Origin of the sequence: Homoserinibacter gongjuensis, assembly GCF_030161875.1 — a bacterium.
In the GTDB taxonomy this organism is placed as follows: Bacteria; Actinomycetota; Actinomycetes; order Actinomycetales; family Microbacteriaceae; genus Homoserinibacter; species Homoserinibacter gongjuensis.
Genome location: NZ_BSVA01000001.1, coordinates 2,434,102 through 2,454,025 on the forward strand (window position 1 = coordinate 2,434,102; position 19,924 = coordinate 2,454,025).

The 19,924-nt window shown below is 71.0% G+C and carries 21 protein-coding genes and 4 pseudogenes; 16 read left to right on the plus strand and 9 right to left on the minus strand.

Annotated features, from left to right (window positions below; genetic code table 11):
- Nucleotides 1-42: 42 nt before the first annotated feature.
- The 3 genes from QQK29_RS13075 to QQK29_RS13085 are packed head-to-tail and all read right to left on the minus strand — an operon-like array spanning nucleotide 43 to nucleotide 2,043.
- A complete protein-coding gene (locus QQK29_RS13075) occupies nucleotides 43-489 on the minus strand; it encodes a hypothetical protein (RefSeq protein WP_284300888.1) in 447 nt (148 codons plus the stop codon).
- Nucleotides 486-1,484 carry a hypothetical protein gene (locus tag QQK29_RS13080; RefSeq protein WP_284300889.1) on the minus strand — a complete coding sequence of 333 codons (999 nt, stop codon included), beginning with the start codon at nucleotides 1,482-1,484 and terminating at the stop codon, nucleotides 486-488. Before QQK29_RS13080 ends, QQK29_RS13075 begins: the two co-directional genes overlap by 4 nt.
- Nucleotides 1,485-1,491: 7 nt before the next feature.
- A complete protein-coding gene (locus QQK29_RS13085) occupies nucleotides 1,492-2,043 on the minus strand; it encodes an RNA polymerase sigma factor (RefSeq protein ID WP_284300891.1) in 552 nt (183 codons plus the stop codon).
- A gap of 147 nt (nucleotides 2,044-2,190) precedes the next feature.
- On the opposite strand from QQK29_RS13085, the gene nusA reads away from it, so the two are divergent.
- The 4 genes and pseudogenes from nusA (at nucleotide 2,191) to rbfA (ending at nucleotide 6,847) form a co-directional block, all read left to right on the plus strand.
- Nucleotides 2,191-3,171, plus strand: a complete 981-nt coding sequence (gene nusA, locus QQK29_RS13090) for a transcription termination factor NusA (protein WP_284300893.1) — start codon at nucleotides 2,191-2,193, stop codon at nucleotides 3,169-3,171.
- 69 nt (nucleotides 3,172-3,240) lie between these two features.
- A complete protein-coding gene (locus QQK29_RS13095; RefSeq protein WP_284300895.1) occupies nucleotides 3,241-3,522 on the plus strand; it encodes a YlxR family protein in 282 nt (93 codons plus the stop codon).
- Nucleotides 3,523-3,595: 73 nt separating this feature from the next.
- Nucleotides 3,596-6,243: pseudogene (gene infB / locus QQK29_RS13100) on the plus strand (translation initiation factor IF-2).
- Nucleotides 6,244-6,403: 160 nt separating this feature from the next.
- Nucleotides 6,404-6,847 (plus strand): 30S ribosome-binding factor RbfA, encoded by a 444-nt coding sequence (rbfA, locus tag QQK29_RS13105; protein ID WP_284300897.1) that lies wholly within the window; start codon nucleotides 6,404-6,406, stop codon nucleotides 6,845-6,847.
- 3 nt (nucleotides 6,848-6,850) lie between these two features.
- On the opposite strand, the gene QQK29_RS13110 is transcribed toward rbfA, so the two are convergent.
- Nucleotides 6,851-7,450, minus strand: a complete 600-nt coding sequence (locus QQK29_RS13110) for a sugar O-acetyltransferase (protein WP_284300898.1) — start codon at nucleotides 7,448-7,450, stop codon at nucleotides 6,851-6,853.
- 9 nt (nucleotides 7,451-7,459) lie between these two features.
- On the opposite strand from QQK29_RS13110, the gene QQK29_RS13115 reads away from it, so the two are divergent.
- On the plus strand, nucleotides 7,460-8,572 hold the full coding sequence (locus tag QQK29_RS13115) for an LLM class flavin-dependent oxidoreductase (protein WP_431308701.1): 1,113 nt from the start codon (nucleotides 7,460-7,462) through the stop codon (nucleotides 8,570-8,572).
- A 29-nt stretch (nucleotides 8,573-8,601) separates the two neighbouring features.
- Here the strand turns inward: QQK29_RS13115 and QQK29_RS13120 are convergent, their stop codons facing one another.
- Together QQK29_RS13120 and QQK29_RS13125 are read right to left on the minus strand one after the other, a co-directional pair.
- Nucleotides 8,602-9,468 carry an Fpg/Nei family DNA glycosylase gene (locus tag QQK29_RS13120; protein ID WP_284300902.1) on the minus strand — a complete coding sequence of 289 codons (867 nt, stop codon included), beginning with the start codon at nucleotides 9,466-9,468 and terminating at the stop codon, nucleotides 8,602-8,604.
- Between the two features lie 41 nt (nucleotides 9,469-9,509).
- Nucleotides 9,510-10,387: pseudogene (locus tag QQK29_RS13125) on the minus strand (HhH-GPD family protein).
- A gap of 54 nt (nucleotides 10,388-10,441) precedes the next feature.
- Between QQK29_RS13125 and QQK29_RS13130 the strand changes: the two are divergent.
- Nucleotides 10,442-11,110, plus strand: a complete 669-nt coding sequence (locus QQK29_RS13130; RefSeq protein WP_284300905.1) for a nucleoside/nucleotide kinase family protein — start codon at nucleotides 10,442-10,444, stop codon at nucleotides 11,108-11,110.
- Here the strand turns inward: QQK29_RS13130 and QQK29_RS13135 are convergent.
- A complete protein-coding gene (locus QQK29_RS13135; RefSeq protein ID WP_431308798.1) occupies nucleotides 11,014-11,694 on the minus strand; it encodes a ketopantoate reductase family protein in 681 nt (226 codons plus the stop codon). The two genes, QQK29_RS13130 and QQK29_RS13135, sit on opposite strands and share 97 nt — an antisense overlap.
- A gap of 42 nt (nucleotides 11,695-11,736) precedes the next feature.
- Nucleotides 11,737-12,116, minus strand: a pseudogene (locus QQK29_RS18760) (2-dehydropantoate 2-reductase N-terminal domain-containing protein); the annotation flags it as partial.
- Between the two features lie 96 nt (nucleotides 12,117-12,212).
- Here QQK29_RS18760 and QQK29_RS13145 point away from each other — a divergent pair.
- The 7 genes from QQK29_RS13145 to QQK29_RS13175 all read left to right on the plus strand — a co-directional run bounded on the left by QQK29_RS13145 (nucleotide 12,213) and on the right by QQK29_RS13175 (nucleotide 16,393).
- Nucleotides 12,213-12,611 carry a hypothetical protein gene (locus tag QQK29_RS13145; RefSeq protein ID WP_284300909.1) on the plus strand — a complete coding sequence of 133 codons (399 nt, stop codon included), beginning with the start codon at nucleotides 12,213-12,215 and terminating at the stop codon, nucleotides 12,609-12,611.
- Nucleotides 12,612-12,669: 58 nt separating this feature from the next.
- Nucleotides 12,670-14,253, plus strand: a complete 1,584-nt coding sequence (locus QQK29_RS13150) for a hypothetical protein (RefSeq protein ID WP_284300911.1) — start codon at nucleotides 12,670-12,672, stop codon at nucleotides 14,251-14,253.
- Nucleotides 14,238-14,405 (plus strand): response regulator transcription factor, encoded by a 168-nt coding sequence (locus QQK29_RS13155; RefSeq protein ID WP_284300913.1) that lies wholly within the window; start codon nucleotides 14,238-14,240, stop codon nucleotides 14,403-14,405. Before QQK29_RS13150 ends, QQK29_RS13155 begins: the two co-directional genes overlap by 16 nt.
- A 161-nt stretch (nucleotides 14,406-14,566) precedes the next feature.
- Complete coding sequence (locus QQK29_RS13160; protein ID WP_284300915.1) at nucleotides 14,567-14,770, plus strand: hypothetical protein; 204 nt, start codon at nucleotides 14,567-14,569, stop codon at nucleotides 14,768-14,770.
- Nucleotides 14,746-15,747 (plus strand): glycoside hydrolase family 18 protein, encoded by a 1,002-nt coding sequence (locus QQK29_RS13165; RefSeq protein ID WP_284300917.1) that lies wholly within the window; start codon nucleotides 14,746-14,748, stop codon nucleotides 15,745-15,747. Before QQK29_RS13160 ends, QQK29_RS13165 begins: the two co-directional genes overlap by 25 nt.
- A complete protein-coding gene (locus QQK29_RS13170; RefSeq protein ID WP_284300919.1) occupies nucleotides 15,681-16,202 on the plus strand; it encodes a glycosyl hydrolase family 18 protein in 522 nt (173 codons plus the stop codon). Before QQK29_RS13165 ends, QQK29_RS13170 begins: the two co-directional genes overlap by 67 nt.
- Nucleotides 16,118-16,393, plus strand: coding sequence for a carbohydrate-binding protein (locus QQK29_RS13175; protein ID WP_284300922.1), 276 nt, complete (start codon nucleotides 16,118-16,120; stop codon nucleotides 16,391-16,393). The genes QQK29_RS13170 and QQK29_RS13175 overlap by 85 nt, the downstream gene beginning before the upstream one ends.
- Nucleotides 16,394-16,453: 60 nt before the next feature.
- On the opposite strand, the gene QQK29_RS13180 is transcribed toward QQK29_RS13175, so the two are convergent.
- Nucleotides 16,454-17,872, minus strand: a complete 1,419-nt coding sequence (locus QQK29_RS13180) for a DHA2 family efflux MFS transporter permease subunit (RefSeq protein ID WP_284300924.1) — start codon at nucleotides 17,870-17,872, stop codon at nucleotides 16,454-16,456.
- Nucleotides 17,873-18,013: 141 nt separating this feature from the next.
- On the opposite strand from QQK29_RS13180, the gene QQK29_RS13185 reads away from it, so the two are divergent.
- From QQK29_RS13185 to QQK29_RS13195, 3 genes and pseudogenes are all read left to right on the plus strand, one after another.
- Nucleotides 18,014-18,637 (plus strand): TetR/AcrR family transcriptional regulator, encoded by a 624-nt coding sequence (locus tag QQK29_RS13185; protein ID WP_284300926.1) that lies wholly within the window; start codon nucleotides 18,014-18,016, stop codon nucleotides 18,635-18,637.
- Nucleotides 18,634-19,532, plus strand: a pseudogene (gene truB, locus QQK29_RS13190) (tRNA pseudouridine(55) synthase TruB). The gene QQK29_RS13185 and the pseudogene truB overlap by 4 nt, the downstream one beginning before the upstream one ends.
- Nucleotides 19,529-19,897, plus strand: coding sequence for a hypothetical protein (locus QQK29_RS13195; RefSeq protein WP_284300928.1), 369 nt, complete (start codon nucleotides 19,529-19,531; stop codon nucleotides 19,895-19,897). The pseudogene truB and the gene QQK29_RS13195 overlap by 4 nt, the downstream one beginning before the upstream one ends.
- The last annotated feature ends 27 nt before the right edge of the window (nucleotides 19,898-19,924 follow it).

A 19,924-nucleotide genomic window follows, 5' to 3' on the forward strand; every position in this document is an offset into this window, starting at 1 on the left:
AACGACCAACTCGCACGATTCTCGGGCCTTGGGACTCGGCCGCTACTGGGCCTCCTCCGCGGGCAGGATCTCGGCGGTCATCGGCTCGGGGAGCTGGATGACGCCCTCGACGAGTGAGATCACCGCGGTCCAGAAGCCCTGCTCGGGCTGCTCGTAGGCGTAGCCGGGAACGAGCCAGGCGTTGCCGTCGACATCCCAGACGAGCAGCAGGGTCGCGTCCGCCCGATCGAGCGTGACCGTGACGGTCTCGGGCTCAGGCAGCTGCTCGGGGTCGGGCAACGGCTCGGGAAGGATCGTCGGTTCGCCGTCGGGGTTGGCCGGGGCGGGCTCGATCGTGCCGGGCGCACCCGGTTCGCTCGACACGCCATCGCCCGTGCCGGCGTCGGGCGCCGTGGTGCCGCCGTCGGCAGGCGCACCGGTCTCGCCGTCCGACGACACCGCGTCGTCGGGGTTGCCTTGGCGGGCGAGGCTGTCGGCCGCGAACATCACGGCGCCACCCGAGTAGTCGGCACCCGGGGCGCCGAACCAACGACCGTCCTCCAGGCGTTCGACCGCGGATGCGGGGAGACCGTGTCGTAGCCGCCGCGCTCGACGACCTCGACGGCATGCCCGCTCGCCCAGGAGATGCGACCGAGAGGCGACCATCCGACGCTCCACTCGAGCGCGGTGGCGACACCGTCGACTTCGAGGCTCGCCGACGCGTAGGTCTGTGAGGGGTCGGCGGTCACGCGGATGTCGGCGGGCGCCACGTCGAGGCCGGTCGCGGCGAAGAGCGCGGTGGCGAGGTCACGCGCCTCTGCCTCGCTCGGGGCCTTCGACTGCGCGGCGGGAATCTCCGGCACCCGGCAGTCGGGGTAGCTGATCTCGACCCCGTCGTCGCCTGTGGTGGTGACGTCGTCGCACACGGGCTCGGGGTAGGCGGTCGGGTCGTTGTACCACCAGTCGCCGGCGCCCGTCCATGACAGGGTGAGCGACGGCGCACTGCCGTCCTCGGGCCCCACGACGTAGCTCGGATACTCGGGTGTCGAGTAGCTCGATTCGGTCGCGTCTCCATCGAGCCCGAGTGCGGCGGCCGCGCCCCGCGCGACGTCGCGCGGCTCACCGGAGCGACGCAGTTCGTACACGCTGCCGCGACCCCCGTCGGTCGACAGGCCTGCGCCCGCCTGATAGTCGTAGTCGACCCACAGGGCCATGCGCGCGTCCGCCGCCATCGTGGAGGCCTCGGCGCCCCCGCCGCCCCCACCCGCTGCCGTGAACAGCGGCGCAGGCGTCGCGAACGGGTTGCCGATGACGAGCGCGGTGACCGAGACGGCCGCAAGCGCCGTCACGCCGACGCCGGCGCCGCGCGCCACGCGGCCGCGACGCACGAGACGCGGTGCACGACGATCGGGCGCACCCGCGACGAGTGCGGGATCGAGTTCGGGAGCGGAGGCGTGCGCCGCTGCGTCACGCAGTCGGGCGAGAGGGTCGAGATCGTGATCCATACCCTGTCTATGTCGCGGGGGCCTCGGATCTTTCACCGGCATCCGGAATGTCGGAAGAACGTCGCGACGTCGTGGCACGCGTGGCCTCGAGCGCGTCGGCCAGCGCCTTCTTGGCCCGGTGCAGACGCACGCTCACGGCATTCGCGCTCACCTCCAGGGCGATGGCGGCCTCGGCCACCGGCACCTCCTCGAGCACGACGAGGGCGAGCACCTCGCGATGTCGCGCGGAAAGCGTGCGCCACGCGGCGGCGAGTTCCGGATCCGTATCGAACAGGGCGTCGGCGGCCGGGGCCGAGTCGGGGGTGGCGAGCACGCCGAGCAGGGTGCGTCGCATCGCGATCCGCCTGCGGTGGTTGGAGACCTGGTACGAGGCGATGCGGTACAGCCACGGCAGCTCCTCGCCCGAGGTCACGGAGGTGCGCTTGCGCCACGCGATCGCGAACACGTCGGCCGCCAGGTCCTCGACGTCGTCGCGCGCGACGCGACGCGCGAGATAGGCGCTGATGGCGGGAAGATGCCGTCGGTACACGGCCTCGAACTCGGCGCGCGCGTCGGGCATGACATCAGTGTGACCGATGCGGGCATCCGCGTCGTCCCAACGTTCCCGAGTGTTCGATCGTCCGGTGCCTCTTGTGCCCCGCTCGGGTAGAGTTGGCGGTTGCGGCGCGCACGTGGTGCCGCAGAGATCTGAATATCGGAGGCTGACGTGGACATCGACCTCGCCGTGTTGCGGCTCATGGAGCGGGAGCGGGAGATCCCCTTCGACGAACTGGTTCAGATCATCGAGCAGGCCATCCTGACGGCGTACCTCAAGCACACCGGCAAGACGCCCGAGTCGGGCGCGCGCGCGGAGCTCGACCGGAAGAGCGGCCACGTGGCGATCTACGTGCCCGAGCTCGACGACGAGGGCGAGGTCATCGGCGAGGCCGTCGACAGCCCCGACGACTTCGGTCGCATCGCCGCCTTCGCCGCGAAGCAGGTCATCAATCAGCGTCTGCGCGACATCGGCGACGACAAGGTGCTCGGCGAGTTCCGCGGCAAGGAGGGCGACATCGTCGCCGGCGTCATCCAGCAGGGCCCGAACCCGCGGATGGTGCACATCGACCTCGGTTCGGTCGAGGCGATCCTGCCGCCCGAGGAGCAGGTGCCGGGCGAGGACTACGCGCATGGCAACCGCATCCGCGTCTACGTCACGAGCGTCGCGAAGGGACTCAAGGGCCCCTCGATCACGGTGAGCCGCACGCATCCGGGTCTCGTGCGCAAGCTCTTCGCCCTCGAGGTGCCCGAGATCGCCTCGGGAGTCGTCGAGATCGCCTCGCTCGCGCGCGAGGCGGGCCACCGCACGAAGATCGCGGTGCGCGCGACCCAGCCCGGCGTCAACGCCAAGGGCGCCTGCATCGGCGAGCTGGGCGCGCGGGTGCGCTCGGTCACGAGCGAACTGGGCGAGGAGAAGATCGACATCGTCGACTGGTCCGACGACCTCGCCACGTTCGTGTCGAACGCCTTGAGCCCCGCCAAGGTCACGAGCGCCTTCGTCGTCGACGCGGGCCTCAAGGCCGTGCGCGCGCTCGTTCCCGACTACCAGCTCTCGCTCGCGATCGGCAAGGAGGGCCAGAACGCCCGTCTCGCCGCGAAGCTCACGGGTGCCCGCATCGACATCCAGCCCGACTCCGTGATGGAGTCCTGAGCCCGTACATCGCGGGAATTCGCCGAAGCAGGGGGCCCGAGCAGGACGCACGCGAGCGGAGGGAGTAGAGTGGACGCCGTCAGAACCTGCCTGGGTTGTCGGCAGCGCGCTCCCCGAACCTCACTCGTGAGGGTCGTCGCGTGCGACGGACGGGTCGCGGTGGATGCCGCGGCACGCCTCCCGGGGCGCGGCGCGTGGGTCCATCCGGACCCCGGATGCGTCGCCTCCGCCGTCCGGAGACGTGCTTTCGGGCGCGCACTCCGCCAGGAAGGTCCGCTCGACGCGAGCGAACTGACGAACCTCTATCCAGTAGTCCCTGAAGAACAGGCTGAACGGCACATGGACAAGTAATGAGCGGCTCGAAATGAGACCCCTCCACCCATAACGTCCGCTCCTGCCTGGAGCGGAACCAGACAGGAGAATTGTGGCCAACCCCCGCGTGCACGAGATCGCAGCAGAACTCGGCATCGAATCCAACATCGCCCTTGACAAGCTCAAGGAGATGGGCGAGTACGTGAAGTCCGCGTCCTCGTCGATCGCGCCTCCGGTGGCGCGTCGCCTCAAGCAGCAGCTCGAGGCCGACGGCGTCGCCAAGCCCCAGGCCGCCGCCAAGCCGGCTGCCAAGCCCGCACCGAAGCCCGCGGCCGCCAAGCCGGCGCCGGCTCCGACACCCGTGGCTCCCGCCGAGCCCGCGGCCCCCGAGGCGCCCGCCGCCCCGGCCGCCGAGCGACCCGCCGCGTCGGCGCCTGCGCCCGCGGCCCCGCGTCCGGCAGGGCCCCGTCCCGGCGCACCGCGTCCGGGTAACAACCCCTACGCGCCCAGTCAGGGCATGCAGCGCCCCGGTGCCCCGCGCCCGGGCAACAACCCGTTCTCGTCGACGCAGGGCATGCCTCGCCCCGGTGGGGGCGCCATCCCGCGTCCCGCCGCGCCGCGTCCCGGCGCACCCCGTCCGGGCGCGCCGCGTCCCGGCGCACCTCGTCCCGGTGCACCGTTCCAGCAGCGTCCGGGCGGCCCCGGTCGCCCGGGGGTGGCGGAGGCGGGTTCGCCGGTCGTCCCGGTGGTGGCGGCGGATACGCCGGTCGCCCCGGTGGGGGTGGCCGCGGACGTGGTCCCGGTGGCGGCACCGCTGGCGCCTTCGGCAAGGGCGGCGGCAAGTCCAAGGCTCGCAAGTCGAAGCGCACGAAGCGCGCAGAGTTCGAGATGCGGGAGGCCCCGCAGCTCGGTGGCGTCAGCATCCCGCGCGGCGACGGAAGCCGCACCATTCGTCTGCGTCGTGGCGCGTCGATCAGCGACCTGGCCGACAAGCTCGAGACGCTGACCAACTTCTCGGTGCAGCCCGGTGCGCTCGTCACCGCGCTCTTCCACCTCGGGGAGATGGCGACGGCGACCGAGTCGCTCGACGAGGCGACGTTCCAGATCCTCGGTGAGGAGCTCGGGTACAAGATCCAGATCGTGAGCCCGGAGGACGAAGACAAGGAGCTCCTCGAGGGCTTCGGTCTCGACCTCGAGCAGGAGCTCGAGGACGAGGACGACTCCGACCTCGAGATCCGTCCGCCGGTGGTCACGGTCATGGGTCACGTCGACCACGGAAAGACCAAGCTGCTCGACGCGATCCGCAAGGCGAACGTCGTTGCGGGCGAGGCCGGTGGCATCACGCAGCACATCGGCGCCTACCAGGTGTGGACCGAGCACGACGGCATCGAGCGTGCGATCACCTTCATCGACACCCCGGGTCACGAGGCGTTCACCGCCATGCGTGCCCGTGGCGCCCAGGTGACCGACCTCGCGATCCTCGTGGTCGCCGCCGACGACGGCATCATGCCGCAGACGGTGGAGGCTCTCAACCACGCGCAGGCCGCCGGTGTGCCGATCGTGGTCGCGGTCAACAAGGTCGACAAGGAGGGGGCCAACCCCGCTAAGGTGCGGCAGCAGCTCACCGAGTTCGGTCTCGTCGCCGAGGAGTACGGCGGCGACACGATGTTCGTCGACGTATCGGCCCTCAACAACGTCGGTATCGACGAGCTGTTGGATGCCGTGCTGCTCACCGCGGATGCCGGGCTCGATCTGCGCGCCAACCCCAACAAGGACGCGCGCGGTGTCGCCATCGAGGCGAAGCTCGACAAGGGCCGCGGTGCGGTGGCGACCGTGCTCATCCAGTCGGGAACGCTGCGGGTGGGAGATGCGATCGTGGCGGGAACCGCCTACGGCCGCGTGCGTGCCATGCACGACGAGAACGGCGAAGCGGTCGAGGAGGCCGCTCCGTCGCGCCCCGTGCAGGTGCAGGGTCTCTCGTCGGTGCCGCGTGCCGGTGACACCTTCCTCGTGACCGAGGAGGACCGCACCGCGCGGCAGATCGCCGAGAAGCGCGAAGCCGTCGAGCGCAACGCCCAGCTGGCCAAGGCCCGCAAGCGCATCTCGCTCGAGGACTTCACCCGTGCACTCGAAGAGGGCAAGGTCGATTCGCTCAACCTCATCATCAAGGGTGACGTCTCCGGTGCCGTCGAGGCGCTCGAGGAGTCGCTGCTCAAGATCGAGGTCGACGACTCGGTTCAGCTGCGCATCCTGCACCGCGGTGTGGGCGCCATCACCGAGTCCGACATCGACCTGGCGACGATCGACAACGCGATCGTCATCGGCTTCAACGTCCGTCCGGATGTCAAGGCCCGCGAGCGCGCCGCGCGCGAGGGCATCGACGTGCGCTTCTACTCGGTGATCTACTCCGCGCTCGACGACATCGAGTCCTCGCTCAAGGGCATGCTCAAGCCCGAGTACGAAGAGGTGCAGTCGGGTGTCGCCGAGATCCGCGAGGTGTTCCGCTCCTCCAAGTTCGGCAACATCGCGGGTGTCATCGTGCGCAGCGGAACAATCACGCGCAACGCGAAGGCACGCGTCATCCGCGACGGCGTCGTGGTGGGCGACAACCTCGCCATCGAGTCGCTGCGCCGGTTCAAGGACGACGTCACCGAGGTCAAGACGGACTTCGAGGCCGGTATCGGCCTCGGCAGGTTCAACGACATCCAGATCGGTGACGAGATCGAGACGATCGAGCTGGTCGAGAAGCCGCGCGGCTAGGTCCGCGATCAACGGGAGCTCGGGGACGGATGTCCCTCCCGAGTCGAGAGAGCGGGGACCCCTACCCCGATCGACTCGGGAGGGACATCCGACCCCGGCTCCCTGAGCAACCTGTTTGGCCGCGCTTGCGACCAGTTCAGCTGAAAGGCAGGAGAAGGCCATGGGTGAGAACCCTCGGGCGGCCAAGGTCGCCGATCGCATCCGCGAGATCATCGCGCAGCGCCTCGAGCGCGGCATCCGCGACCCACGGCTCGGTTTCGTGACCATCACGGATGTGCGGGTCACGGGCGATCTGCAGCACGCGAGCGTCTTCTACACGGTCTACGGCACCGACGAGGAGCGCGCGGATTCCGCGGCCGCCCTCAAGGCGGCCACCGGGATGCTGCGCACCGAGGTCGGCCGCAACCTGAGTCTGCGCCTCACGCCGTCGCTCGAGTTCATCGCCGACGCGATTCCCGAGAACGCGGCCGCGATCGACGCGTTGCTGCGCGAGGCGACCGAACGTGACAACGAGGCGCGCGCGCTCGCGGCGAACGCCCAGTACGCCGGCGACGAGGATCCGTACGTCAAGCCGCGTGAGTTCGAGGACGACGACGAGGACTGAGGCTCAGACCTCCGACATCCGCGGCCTCAGATCGTCGTCGGTGATCGCGCGCACCACGCGGCAGGGAACGCCGACGGCGACCGACATCGGCGGGATGTCGCGGCTCACGACGCTGCCTGCCCCGATCACCGAGCCGTAGCCGATGCGTACGCCCGGAAGCACCACGACGTTGCTCCCGATCCACACGCGGTCTTCGATCACGATCGGTTCGGAGAAGCGACGGAAGTCCTCACGGAGCGCGGGGTGCACGGGGTGCCCGGTGGTCGCGAGCGTCACCTGAGGCGCGATCATCACGCCGTCTCCGATGCGGATGTCGACGTCGTCGATGAAGGTCAGGTTGACGTTGCCGAAGAAGTCGTCGCCGATGTGCACGTTGCTGCCGAAGGCCGCGTGGAAGGGTGACAGCAGCACGGCGCGCTCACCGAGGGACCCGAAGATCCGCTCGAGCACCTGGCGTCTGCGTTCAGGCTCTGCCGGTGAGATCGCGTTGTAGGCGAACACGAGCTCGGCGCGCCGCAACGGGTCACGGAAGGCCGCGTCCGTTTCCGTGTAGAGCAGACCGGAACGGATGCGTTCGAGCACGTCTTCCTCGCGAGTGGTCACGCACCCATCATGCTGCGTCGCGCGGGAGGGAATCGCGCTCGACTGCGCCGTGTTGATGTCAGAGTGACCCTTGCGCTCTCCGTTCTCGACCTCGTTCCCGTTCGGAGCAACCAGAGCTCCGCGGATGCCGTCGCCGCCTCGCTCTCGCTCGCTCAGCGGGCCGACGAGCTCGGCTTCACTCGATACTGGTTCGCCGAGCACCACAACATGCCCTCGGTGGCATCCACCACCCCGCCCGTGTTCATCGCGGCGGTCGCGGCGCGCACGAGCCGCATCCGGGTGGGCTCAGGTGGCGTCATGTTGCCGAACCACGCGCCGCTCGTCGTCGCCGAGCAGTTCGCGGCTCTCGAGGCCCTCGCTCCCGGCCGTGTCGATCTGGGCATCGGGCGTGCGCCGGGCTCGGACCCGGTGATCTCGGCCCTGCTGCGGGCGAGCGGTCCGACGAGCGAGGTCGACCGTTTCGAGGAGCACCTCGGCGACATCCGCGCGCTCGCGGGCGAGGGGGCGACCGTCACGGTCAACACGGTCGACGGCCTCCGCGACTACGAGGTGCGTGCGACACCGGCGGCGGTCGGCATTCCGGAGCTGTGGCTGCTCGGGTCGAGCGACTACTCGGCGCACCTCGCCGCCAAGCGCGGGTTGCCGTACGTGTTCGCTCACCACTTCTCCGGCGAGGGCACCGAGCGCGCGCTCGACATCTACCGTCGCGAGTTCCAGCCCTCCGAGTCACTCGCCGCCCCGCGCACCTTCCTGACGCTCAACGTCGTGGTCGCCGACACCGTCGAGGAGGCGCACGCGCGGGCGCTTCCCATGCTGCAGAGCATGGCCCGCCTGCGCACGGGTAAGCCCATGCGGGCGCTCGACACGGTGGAGGCTGCCAAACGCGACGAGCTCGACACGTCAGGTCGCCACGTGGTCGACGCGATGCTCGAACGCTGGGTCGTCGACGCCCCGGATGCCGCGGTCACGCGGGTGCGCGAGCTCGCGTCGCGCTTCGGCGTCGACGAGGTCATGGTGTCGCCCGTCGCGGGCGCGCGCGAGGCCGAGCCGGTCGACCGCTCGCCCGGGCGCGAGCGCACCTTGGAGCTGTTGGCTGAACGGGTGACCCCGCCGGCTGCGTGAGGATCCGCGCCGCGGTTGGTCGCATCCCGTCACGTGAGGAGTCGGTCGAGCACGCGGTCGCTGAGCTTCTTGCCACCCGTTTGACACGTAGGGCAGTACTGGAAGGTGCGGTCGGCGAAGATCACCTGCTGGATGCGATCGCCGCACACGGGGCACGGCTCGCCGAAGCGCCCGTGCACGCGCAGGTTCGCCTTCTTCTCGGCCTTGAGCTCGGTGGCCGCGACGCTCTCGGTGCGCGCGACCGCATCCCGGAGCGTGGTGCGGAGCGCTGCGTAGAGCGCCGCCGAGTCCTCGTCGCCCATCGCCGCGGGCTTGTAGGGCGACATCCGGGCGAGGTGCAGGATCTCATCCGAGTAGGCGTTGCCGACTCCGGCGATCACCGACTGGTCGCGCAGCACGCCCTTCAGCTGCGCGCGACCCTGCCCCGCGAGAATCGCGCGGAAGCGCTCGAGCGTGAAGTCGTCGGCGAGGGGGTCGGGACCGAGTCGGGCGATCCCCGGTACCTCGGCGGGGTCGCGCACGAGGTGGATGGCGAGACTCTTCTTGCTGCCGGCCTCGGTGACATCGAACCCCGCACCGTCGTCGCGCAGCACGAGCCGCGCCGCGAGCGGCCCCGACCCCGGACGACCGGAGGATTTCGGCTCGCCGGCACGCCAGCGCACCCACCCGGCCCGGGCCAGATGCATCACGAGGTGCACGCCGCTGTCGGTTGCGAGGTCGAGGAACTTGCCGTGCCGCGTGACGGAGCTGACGGTTTCACCCGCGAGCGCGTCGAGCGGCGGGTCGTAGCTCTTGAGGGCGGGAAAGGCGACCACCTGCAGCCGATCGATCACGCGGCCACGGAGCCTCGCATCCAGATCGGATGCGAGCGCGTGCACCTCGGGCAGCTCCGGCATGCGCCCAGTGTGCCGCAGCCGACCGACGTCGCGCCGGGACGTCAGCTCGACGGCAGGGCGTACCCGCCGTCGACGGCCTCGGCGAGACCGTCGGCGAGCAGTCCCGCGAGCGCGCGCTCGCGCTGATCCGGATCCGGCCAGAGCTCGGCGATGCGCGCGGCCGACACGGGCAGCTCTTCGGCCCGCAGCTCGCGCAGGATGCGGCCGCGCACCTCGCGATCCGAGCCCGCGTAGGGCTTCTGCCGAGGCGCCGCCGGGCCGGTGTAGGCCGGGTAGCCCGCCGCGCGCCACGCGCACAGCTCGGCGAGGGGGCACCGCTCGCAGGCCGGTGTGCGCGCCGTGCAGACGGTCTGGCCGAACTCCATCATCCCGGCGTTGGTGAGGCGCGCGGTCGGAGCGTCGGCGGGTAGCAGCGACTCCATGAGCGCGTGCTCCTCGCGCGTGCGTGCGGGGCCGGGCTCACCCACGCCGCGAACGGCCCGCGCGAGCACGCGCCGCACGTTGACGTCGACGACGGGCACTCGTACTCCGTAGGCGAAGGCCGCGACGGCACGTGCGGTGTACGGGCCGACCCCGGAAGCGCGAGCAGCTCGTCGACATCCGCGGGCACCACGCCGCCGTGCCGTTCGGTGATCGCGACGGACGCCGCATGCAGGTTGAGCGCGCGCCGCGGATAGCCCAGGCGGTCCCAGGCACGCACGGCCTCACCCGGCGGCTCCGACGCGAGCAGCGCGGGCGTCGGCCACCGCGCGAGCCACTCCTCGAGCCGCGGGATGACACGCGCCACGGGCGTCTGCTGCAGCATGAACTCCGACACGAGCACGCCCCAGGCCGGGAAGTCCGCAGCACGCCAGGGGAGTGGACGGTGCCCCGCCGCGAACCAGGAGGCGACGCGCTCGCCCACGCCCTCACCGCCCATCCTCTCAGCGTATGCGGCAGCAAGCGAGGCGAGCCGCAGGCGTAGGCTGACGCCATGGCGAGATGGGCACCTCTGCGTCGCGACGTCATCGCGGCGACGGTCGACGAGATCCTGGGCAACTACCGGCGCGGCCGCATCGCGATCGGTGTCGACGGTCGAACCGCCTCGGGCAAGTCGATGTTCGCCGACGATCTGGCCCGCGAGTTCGAGCGCCGTGGCTACGCGACCGCGCGTGCCTCGCTGGATGACTTCCTGCGGCCGGCTGAGGAGCGCTACGCCCGGGGTCGGTACTCACCCGAGGGGTACTACCGCGATGCCTACGCCTACGACGTCTTCCGGCGGGTGCTCATCGAGCCGTTCCGCTTGGGCGGTTCTGCGGCGTTCGTGACGGCCGCCCACGACCGGGTGCGCGACACCCCCATCGAGCCGAAGTGGCGCACCGGTCCCGAGGACATCTTCCTCATCGTCGACGGCGGCTTCCTCGACCGGCAGGAGTTGCGCGGCGTCTGGAACTACGCGATCTGGCTCGACGCCGACGCGGAGGTGCGCGCCGAGCGGCTTCGGTCGCGCGACGGCATCGAACCCGACTCCGAGCTCGCGGCCCGCTACGAGCGCGCGCATGATCTCTACGAGCGCGACGCGCACCCGCGGGAGGCGGCGATCGCACTCATCGACAACACCGATCCGGAGCATCCGCGGCGCATCTTCGCCGACGCCTGCTGACCCGGGAGCGGCTCAGACGCGGATGCGGCGAGCCACCTCGGCGGGGAGAGGAACGCTGCCGTGCGCTCCACCTCGTGCACGAGCTCGACGATGGCGGCGTTGACGGGCGCGGTCAGACCGTGCGCGGCGGCCTCCTGGACGACGGCGCCGTTGAGGAAGTCGATCTCGGTGAGCTGACCGCGTCGGATGCTCTGCAGGGTCGAGCCGGGGTTGGGTACGGTTCCCATCCGGCGTGCGAGCAGACGGGGGAACTGTGCTCCGAGTGCGAGGGGCAGGGCCCCGATGAGGCCGAGCACGCTCCCCGAGACACCCTGCACGGTGCCGAAGCGCACGCCGATCCGACGGGCCACGCGCACCGTCTCGCGCATGCTCGCCGTCATGATGCGCCGCAGAGCGCGGTCGGCGATCACCTCCTGCACGCTCAGCCCGGTGATCGCCGGCAGGGCGTTGACGTGGTTGATGAGCAACTTGGTCCACTGGGCGCCGTCGATGTCGTCGGTCACCTCCACCGGCAGGGCCTCGCCGATCACGTGCGCGATGCGCTGCAGCAGGGCGTCATCGGTGCCGGGACCGGCGCCGAGCACGACCGGGTTGGGGCCCGTGACGGTGATGTGCCCGGGCTCGAGGTAGGAGGCGGCGAAGAGGGCGAGCGCTCCGAGCAGCGGAGCGTCGGGGAGCTCGCGGCGCGCGACGTCGAGTCCGCCGAGCCCGTTCTGCACGACGACGAGCGGCACGTCCTCGAGACGGGTGGCGTTCGCCGCGAGGGCCGTCGCCGCATCCTGAGCCTTGGTCGCCAGGATCGCGAGCTCGGGTCGTTGGTCGAGCGTCGGGTGGGCCGCGACGTGCACGTGGTGCTCCCCCATCCTCCGTCGAGCGTCAGCCCCTTCGCCTGGATGACGGCGAGATGCTCTCCTCGCGCGGTGACCTCGACTTCGTGCCCATGGGCGGCGAGCAGGGCCGCGAAGGTGCCGCCCACCGCTCCGGCTCCGATGACCCCGATACGCATAGAGCGAGCCTACGAGGATCGGCGCCCGGCCAACTCCGGATGTATTTGTAAAGCGTGCTAACATACCGGCGCGACCGACCCGTGAGCGGAGCTTCGATGACGAAGAGCATGTCCCGGCCATCCCGTCACGCGCTCGCCGCGCCCGAGAACACCTCGCGCGTCGAGGACGCGCTTCGGATCGTCGACTTGCTGCACGAAGCAGGGCTCCCGGTGGCGCCCGCCGTCGCGGCGCGCCTCGCGCACGACCTCGCCGGTGACGAGGCCGCGATCCTGCAGACCGCGAACTGGATGACGGACGCCCAGCGGCGTGGGGTGCAGGCGCTGCCTGACCCGCTGCCCCTGCTCGATCAGGTCGAGAGTTCGGTCGGCGACGCCCGGCTCGAACCGTGGGAATTCGAGGTGCTCATCGCCGCAGCGGTCTGCCTCGAGAACCGAACCGAGCTGCTGCTCGAGGTGGCGGGTCGCCCTATCGGCGACCTCGTGGCGGGGGAGTGAGCAGGCATCTGCGGCTCGTAGCAGGTCACTTCGCCTTCGCGGATCCCCGGATGCGCGTGTGGGTGCACGGCAGCGCCTCCTCGCGCAGCGCACGGCGGTGCACGCCCGGCTCGCCGACCTCCACGCCCGCCATGACGAGCGCGACCTGGCCATCTGGCATCGCGCCCTGTGCACGCTCGAAGGCGACCCTCGGCTCGTCGCTCCGCTGCTCGAGTTCGCACACTCGGTGCTCGCCTCGGGGGATGCCGTGCGCGCTCACGCGATCGCGCGAGAGGCGGCGAGCCACGCCGTCGACGACGACGCGCGGGCGGAAGCTGCGTGGCTCACGGGCCTGGCAGCGCTCGCGGCAGGGCTCGTCGAGGATGCTGCTCGCACCCTCAGCACGGTCTTCGACGCGAGCGATGTACGGCTGCGCGTGCAGGCGCTCGGGGCCCACCTGGCCGCCACGACGTGGCAGACCGGCGCCGTCCCCGAGGGGGAGCTCGACGCGGCGCTCGCGCCCGCGGAACGTCAGGGCGCTGCGGCGGCGCGGGCGCTCGCGCTCGCGGCAGCCCTCCTCGCGGAACGGGGAGAGACGGAGTCCGCCGGGCGCTGGTGCGCTCGTGCGCGTGACGCGGATCGCGGCGGCGCGGCATCGGGGTTCGCGCGAGCGTGGTGTGCCGTGCACGCCGGCGCCGTCGAGGACGTGCGCGGCGACGGTTCGGTGCTCGGCGCGATCGCCGACGCGCTCGCGCTCGGCTTGCGGGGTGAGACGGGGGCGGGGCTGCGACGCCTCGGTCCGCGCGCTCCGGCGCCCGTCGAGCCGCGCGACGACACCATCCGCGGCCTCGAGCGTTCCCCGGTGGCGCGCGCGTATCGTGCGGTCGCGGCCACGCTGCTCTTGCTGTGGAGCGGTGACGTCCGCGGCGCGCATGAGGAACTGCAGCGTGCCGCGATCGAACTGCCCATCGCGATCCCTTTCGCCGGGCTCGCCCTCACGCTCGCACGGCGGATCGAGCTCGCCGTCGAGGGCGATACGGGCCCTCTGACATGGTCGATCGGGTGCGCCGTCCCGCACGCGGCACGCGGGGACGCGCTGCTGGACGCGGCGATCGCCGACTTGCTCGCCGATCGTGTCGACGAGGCTTCGATGCGTGCGGCCCTGCACCACGAGCTCGGCGCGGCCCCGGATGTGCTGTGGGTTCCCGGCATCGACGAAGTCGGCCCGCTCGACACCGTCGCCCAGGGCCTCGACGGTCACCTGCCGCCCGACGCCGCTCGTGGCTGCCGCGTGCGCGCCCTCGCGCGCAGTGCCGATCGTGCCGAAGAACTCGAGGAGGCGGCCGAGATCGCGCGTCGTCTCGTCTCGCCGTTCGAGAGGGGGCGCGCGGAGTCCGCGATCGGCGCGGCATGGGCAGCCCTGGGGAGCCCGACCTCGCACGTCGGCACCTCGTCGTCGCCGAGAGCCTGCTGGACGAGGCGGGTGCCACCGCGTGGAGCGCACTCGCACGGATGCGACGCGAGCATCTCGCTGCCGAGGGTGCGGCTGGATCGCACGGCGTCCGGTTCGGCGGCGGCACGGCATCCGCCGCAGCTGACTTCTCGGGCGAACCCTGGCGCGAGGTTCTCACCGAGCGCGAGCTCGAGGTGGCCCTGCTCGTGATCGAGGGGGCCAGCAACCGCGAGATCGCCGAGCGGCTCTACCTGTCGGTGCGCACGGTCGAGGTGCACGTCGGTCGGATCCTCGCGAAGCTCGAGGTGCGCTCGCGCGTCGAGCTCACGGTGCTCGCGCACCGCATCGGGCTCTCTGCGTAGCGGGGTGGCGCTGCGTACGTGGTTCCACGTACGGCGGTCGCGCTCCCACGGCTGATCATGTGGATCGTGCGGACGCGCGAGACGGCATCCCGGTCGTAGCGTGGCGCCACCTGGCGCGACGACGCTCCGGTCGCCGCGCCGACCTGAAGACAAGGATCGACATGACGAGAACGAGATTCCGCACGCGCGGCATCATCGCCGCGCTCGCGACGGGTGCGATGGTGGCGACGCTTGCAGGAGTGACGTCGGGCTCCGCCATGGCGGCTCCGGAAGCGGCATCCGCCGCCCAGGAGAGCGCCGTGAACGGGTACCGCAACGTCGGGTACTTCGCGCAATGGGGGTGTACGCCCGCGGTTACAAGCTGAGCCAGCTCGACCGCTCGGGCGGCGCCGACGACCTCACGCACATCAACTACGCGTTCGGCAACATCCACTACCAGAGCCTCGAGTGCTTCATCGCCAACAAGGCGCAGGGCACGGGGCCGAACGGCTCCGACGGCGCAGGCGATGCCTGGGCCGACTTCGGCATGGGCTACTCGGCGGCCGACTCCGTCTCCGGTGTCGCCGACGCCTGGGACCAGCCGCTTGCCGGGTCGTTCAACCAGCTCAAGCAGCTCAAGGCGAAGCATCCGGGACTCAAGGCCCTGATCTCGATCGGCGGCTGGACCTGGTCGAAGAACTTCTCGGCGGCGGCCGCCACGGACGCCTCCCGCAAGAAGCTCGTGTCGAGCTGCATCGACCTCTACATCAAGGGCAACCTGCCCGTGATCGACGGACGCGGAGGCGCAGGTGCTGCAGCCGGCGTGTTCGACGGGATCGACATCGACTGGGAGTGGCCCGGATCGCCGAACGGCAATGTCGGCAACATCGTCGACGAGGCCAACGACCGCAACAACTTCCGCCTGCTGCTGAAGGAGTTCCGCACGCAACTCGACGCGCTCGGCGCCCAGACGGGCAAGCACTACCTGCTCTCGGCGTTCCTGCCGGCCAACCCGGTCGACATCGCCGCCGGCGGCTGGAACGACCCCGAGATCTTCGACTACCTCGACTACGGCAACGTGCAGGGCTACGACCTGCACGGGGCATGGGACACCTCGCGCACCGGGCATCAGGCGAACCTCTATGACGACCCCGCCAACACGCTGCCCGCCGACAAGCGCTTCAGCGTCGACAAGGCCGTCAAGCAGTACGTGAACGCGGGGATCGACCCGGTGCAGCTCGGTATCGGTCTTGCCGCCTATGGACGCGGATGGTCGGGGGTCGCGTCGTCGACTCCGTGGTCGTCGGCGTCGGGTGCCGCCCCGGCACCTACGAGGCGGGCATCGAGGACTACTACAAGCTGAAGTCGGTCGGCACGGAGTACTACAGCTCCTCGGTCGGCGCCGCCTGGCGCTACGACGGATCGCGCTGGTGGAGCTACGACAACACGCAGACCGCGCACCAGAAGGCGCAGTACGTGCTCGACAACGGGCTCGGCGGCACGATGTGGTGGTCGCTCGACGGCGACCGCAACAACGAGCTCGTCTCGGCCGCGGCCGACACGCTGCGCAACGGGGTGCCCGGTGAGGGCGATCCGACCGATCCGACCGATCCGACCGATCCGACCGATCCGACCGATCCGACCGATCCCACTGACCCGACCGATCCGACCGACCCGGGGACTGCACCTCGGCGGCCTGGAGCTCGAGCGCCGTCTACACGGGTGGTGCGACGGTGTCGTACGACGGCTCGGAGTACCGCGCTCTGTGGTGGACGCAGGGCGAGACGCCCGGCAGCGCCCAGGTGTGGGTGCTCGTGAGCGCGTGCGGTGACGACGGCTCCGACCCGGGCGACCCGGGCGACCCGGGAACGGCTCCCGCGTGGAGCTCGACCGCGGTGTACACCGCGGGTGACCTGGTGAGCTACCAGGGCGTGACCTACAAGGCGCTGTGGTGGACCCAGGGCGACGTGCCCGGCACCGCGCAGTGGGGGCCGTGGGCGCAGCAGTAAGCAGTTCGCACGATGACGCGCGGGCGTCCCGGGAGGCCGGGGCGCCCGCGCTGTCGTGTCTCAGCTCGCGATGAGCTCGGGGGCCGCGTTCCCCGTGGCGCCGGCAGGGGCGGCCGCTCGGCGTGCGAGGCGTCCCGCGGGCAGCAGCAGGGCGGCGAGCGCGGTCGCGGCGACCACCGCGGCGCCGGTCGCGACGGCCGGCACCGCCGCATCCACGTATCCGGTCGCGGTGAGCTCGCCCCCGGCTCCCGTGAACACCGCCGTCAAGACGGCGATGCCGAGGGCGATGCCGATCTCGCGGATCGTCGAATTGGTGCCGGATGCCTTGGCCGTGTCCGCGGGCACGATGTGCGCCAACACCGCGGTCGAGGATGGGGCGAAGACGAGTCCCATGCCGATGCCCGCGAGGATGAACGCGCCGACGAGGTCGACGTACGGAACATCGGCCGACATCGTGAGAGCGAGCCAGGCGAGCGCCGTCGACTGCAGCACGAGTCCGCTCACGATGAGCAGGCGCGTTCCCACCCGCGGTGCGATCGCCCCGGCGAGCGGCGCCACGAACATGGGCGCGAGCGTCCAGGGCATCGTGAGAACACCCGCCTCGAGGGGCGAGTATCCCTGCACGATCTGCAGGAACTGGATGAGGATGAAGACCGATCCGAACATGCCGAAGCTGAATCCGAGGCCCACGACGTTCGCGATCGTGAACGATCTGTCGCGGAACAGCCGGAGCGGCAGCAGCGGGGCCGAGGTGCGTCGCTGCCAGAGCACGAACAGCACGAGCAGCACGGCGCCTCCGATGAGACCCGTGAGCACCTCGGCGCTCTCCCAGCCCGCGTCGTTGCCGCGCACGATGCCCCACACGAGCCCCAGCACCCCGAGGCCCGCGAGCACGACGCCGAGCACATCCGCGCGGAGGCGCTCGCCGAAGGGGTTCGGCAGGAGCGCGAGCACGAGCGGCACGGCGACGACGCCGATCGGCACGTTGAGCCAGAAGATCGCGTTCCAGTTCCAGCCCTCGACGACGGCGCCCCCGACGAGGGGCCCGACCGCGACGGCGAGACCGGCCATACCACCCCAGACGCCGATCGCGAGGGGCCGTCGGTGCGCGGGCACCGCTCCCGCCAGCAGGGAGAGCGAGAGCGGCATGATGGCGGCGCCGCCCAGCCCCTGGACGGCGCGCGCGATGATGAGCTGCGTCGGATCGGCAGCGAGAGCGGCGGCCGTCGAGGCGAGCGTGAAGAGCGCGATCCCGATCCCGAACACGGTGCGACGGCCGTAACGGTCGCCGAGCGCGACGGCCATCAGGATGAAGCTCGCGAACACGAGGGTGAAGGCGTTCATGAACCATTGCAGTTCCTCGATGCTCGCACCCAGATCGAGTCGGATCGCGGGCAGCGCGTTCGTCATGACGAGGTTGTCGAGGGTGGCCATGAACATCGGCAGGCCGGTGGCGATCAGCACGAGACCGAACGGCACGCGGCGCGCCGGGCGGGTCGCGGCATCCGGAGTGGGGGAGTGGACATGATGGCTCCGTGGGTCGATGGCGATCGGTTGTGGTAATCGGATGATAACTAGCGGTGACATTAGTTATCGCTTGATAACATGTCAAGCATGAAGATGACGGTGCCCGAAACGACGGGCACGCGCATGCGTGCCGACGAGCGTCGGGCGCTCGTGCTCGAGGCCGCGACGCAGGTCTTCGGAGAGCGCGGGTATCACGGGGCCACGACGGACGCCGTCGCGCGCGCGGCGGGCGTCAGCCAGCCGTACGTCGTGCGCATGTTCGGCAGCAAGGAGGCGCTGTTCATCGCGGTGCTCGACCGTGCGCTCGACCGCCTCATGGATACCTTCGCCGCGGCTGTCGAGCAGACTGACGCGGCCGTGGCGGCAGGCGACACCGAGACGGTGACGCACTGCATCGCGCAGAACTACGTCGGACTGCTGGGTGACCGGGGGTTGCTGTTGAGCCTCATGCAGGCCTTCATGCTGGGCGCCGACCCCGTGATCGGCCCCGCCGCGCGCGCGGGGATGCGTCGCGTCTACGAGTTCCTGCGCGCGAACGCCGGCATGGGTCCGGGCGAGGCGCACGAGTTCCTCGCCATGGGCATGATGCTCAACACCCTTGTGGGGCTGCGCATGGCCGACGACTACGAGCGCGAGCCCGCCGTGCGCGAACTGCTCGACGAGGCGCTGCCCACCAAACTGGACTTCCTGCTCTCGCTGCGGGACGCGGAGTCGTGACGAGCGGCATCCTGCTCGTCGACAAGCCGCAGGGCGTGACGAGCCACGACGTCGTGGCGCGCGCCCGTCGACTGCTCGGCACGCGCAAGGTCGGGCACGCCGGCACCCTCGATCCGATGGCGACCGGCCTGTTGCTGCTCGGCGTCGACAGCGCGACGCGCCTGCTCACCTACCTCGTCGGGCTCGACAAGGAGTACTTCGCCACCATCCGGCTCGGGGTCGCGACCGACACCGACGACGCCGAGGGCGAGCTCGTCGCGACGGCCGACGCCTCGGGGGTCTCGGATGCGGCCGTCGCGGCCGGCGTCCTCGCGCTCACCGGTGCGATCCGGCAGGTGCCGTCGACCTTCAGCGCCATCAAGGTCGACGGCCGACGCGCCTACGACCGGGCGCGCGCGGGGAGGCGGTCGAGCTCGCCGCGCGGAACGTGACGATCCACGCCTTCGAACTGCTGGCATCCCGCCGAGAGGGCGCCGTCGTCGACCTCGATGTGCGGGTCGCGTGCAGCTCGGGCACCTATGTCCGCGCGCTGGCCCGCGACCTCGGTGCGGGACTCGGCGTCGGCGGCCACCTCACTGCGCTGCGGCGCACCCGGGTCGGCCCGTTCGGTGTCGCGGATGCCGTGCAGCTGCCCGACCCGCGCGAGCATCCGGATGCCGCGGCTCCCGCGCTGCTCGACGCCGCGGACGTCGCCGCCCAGCTGTTCCCCGTCGTACGCCTCGATGCCGACCAGACGCGCAATCTGGCGCACGGCAAGCGCGTCGAGCTCGCGGAGCCCGACGTGGACCTCGCCGCCGCCCTGACCCCGGAGGGCCGACTCGCGGCCCTCATCGAGTTGCGGCGCGGTCGCGCCCGCGTGCTGCTCGGCCTGCCCACCTCGGAGGTGCTCCCGTGATCCTGCCGTTCACGCTCGTGCAACTCGCACTCGCCTGCCTCGTCGGGCTCGTGTGCGTCGTGCTGGGCCTCATCGGCCGCAAGCCGAACGACGTGACCGTGCTCGCGCTCGGCGTCGTCGAGGTGCTGCTGCTCGCGCAGATCGTCGCCGCCATCCTCGCTCCGGGCCTCGGCAACCCGCCGAGCGGCAGTCCGCTCGAGTTCTGGCTCTATCTCGTGTCGGCCGCGATCATCCCGCCGCTCGCGATCGTCTGGGCGCTCGTGGAGCGCACGCGCTGGTCGAATGTCGTGCTCGGCGCGGCCGCGTTCGCGGTCGCGGTGATGCTCTGGCGGATGGAGCAGATCTGGACCGTTCAGGGCATGTGACCCGGGCTCCGTGCATCGCGCGCGAGC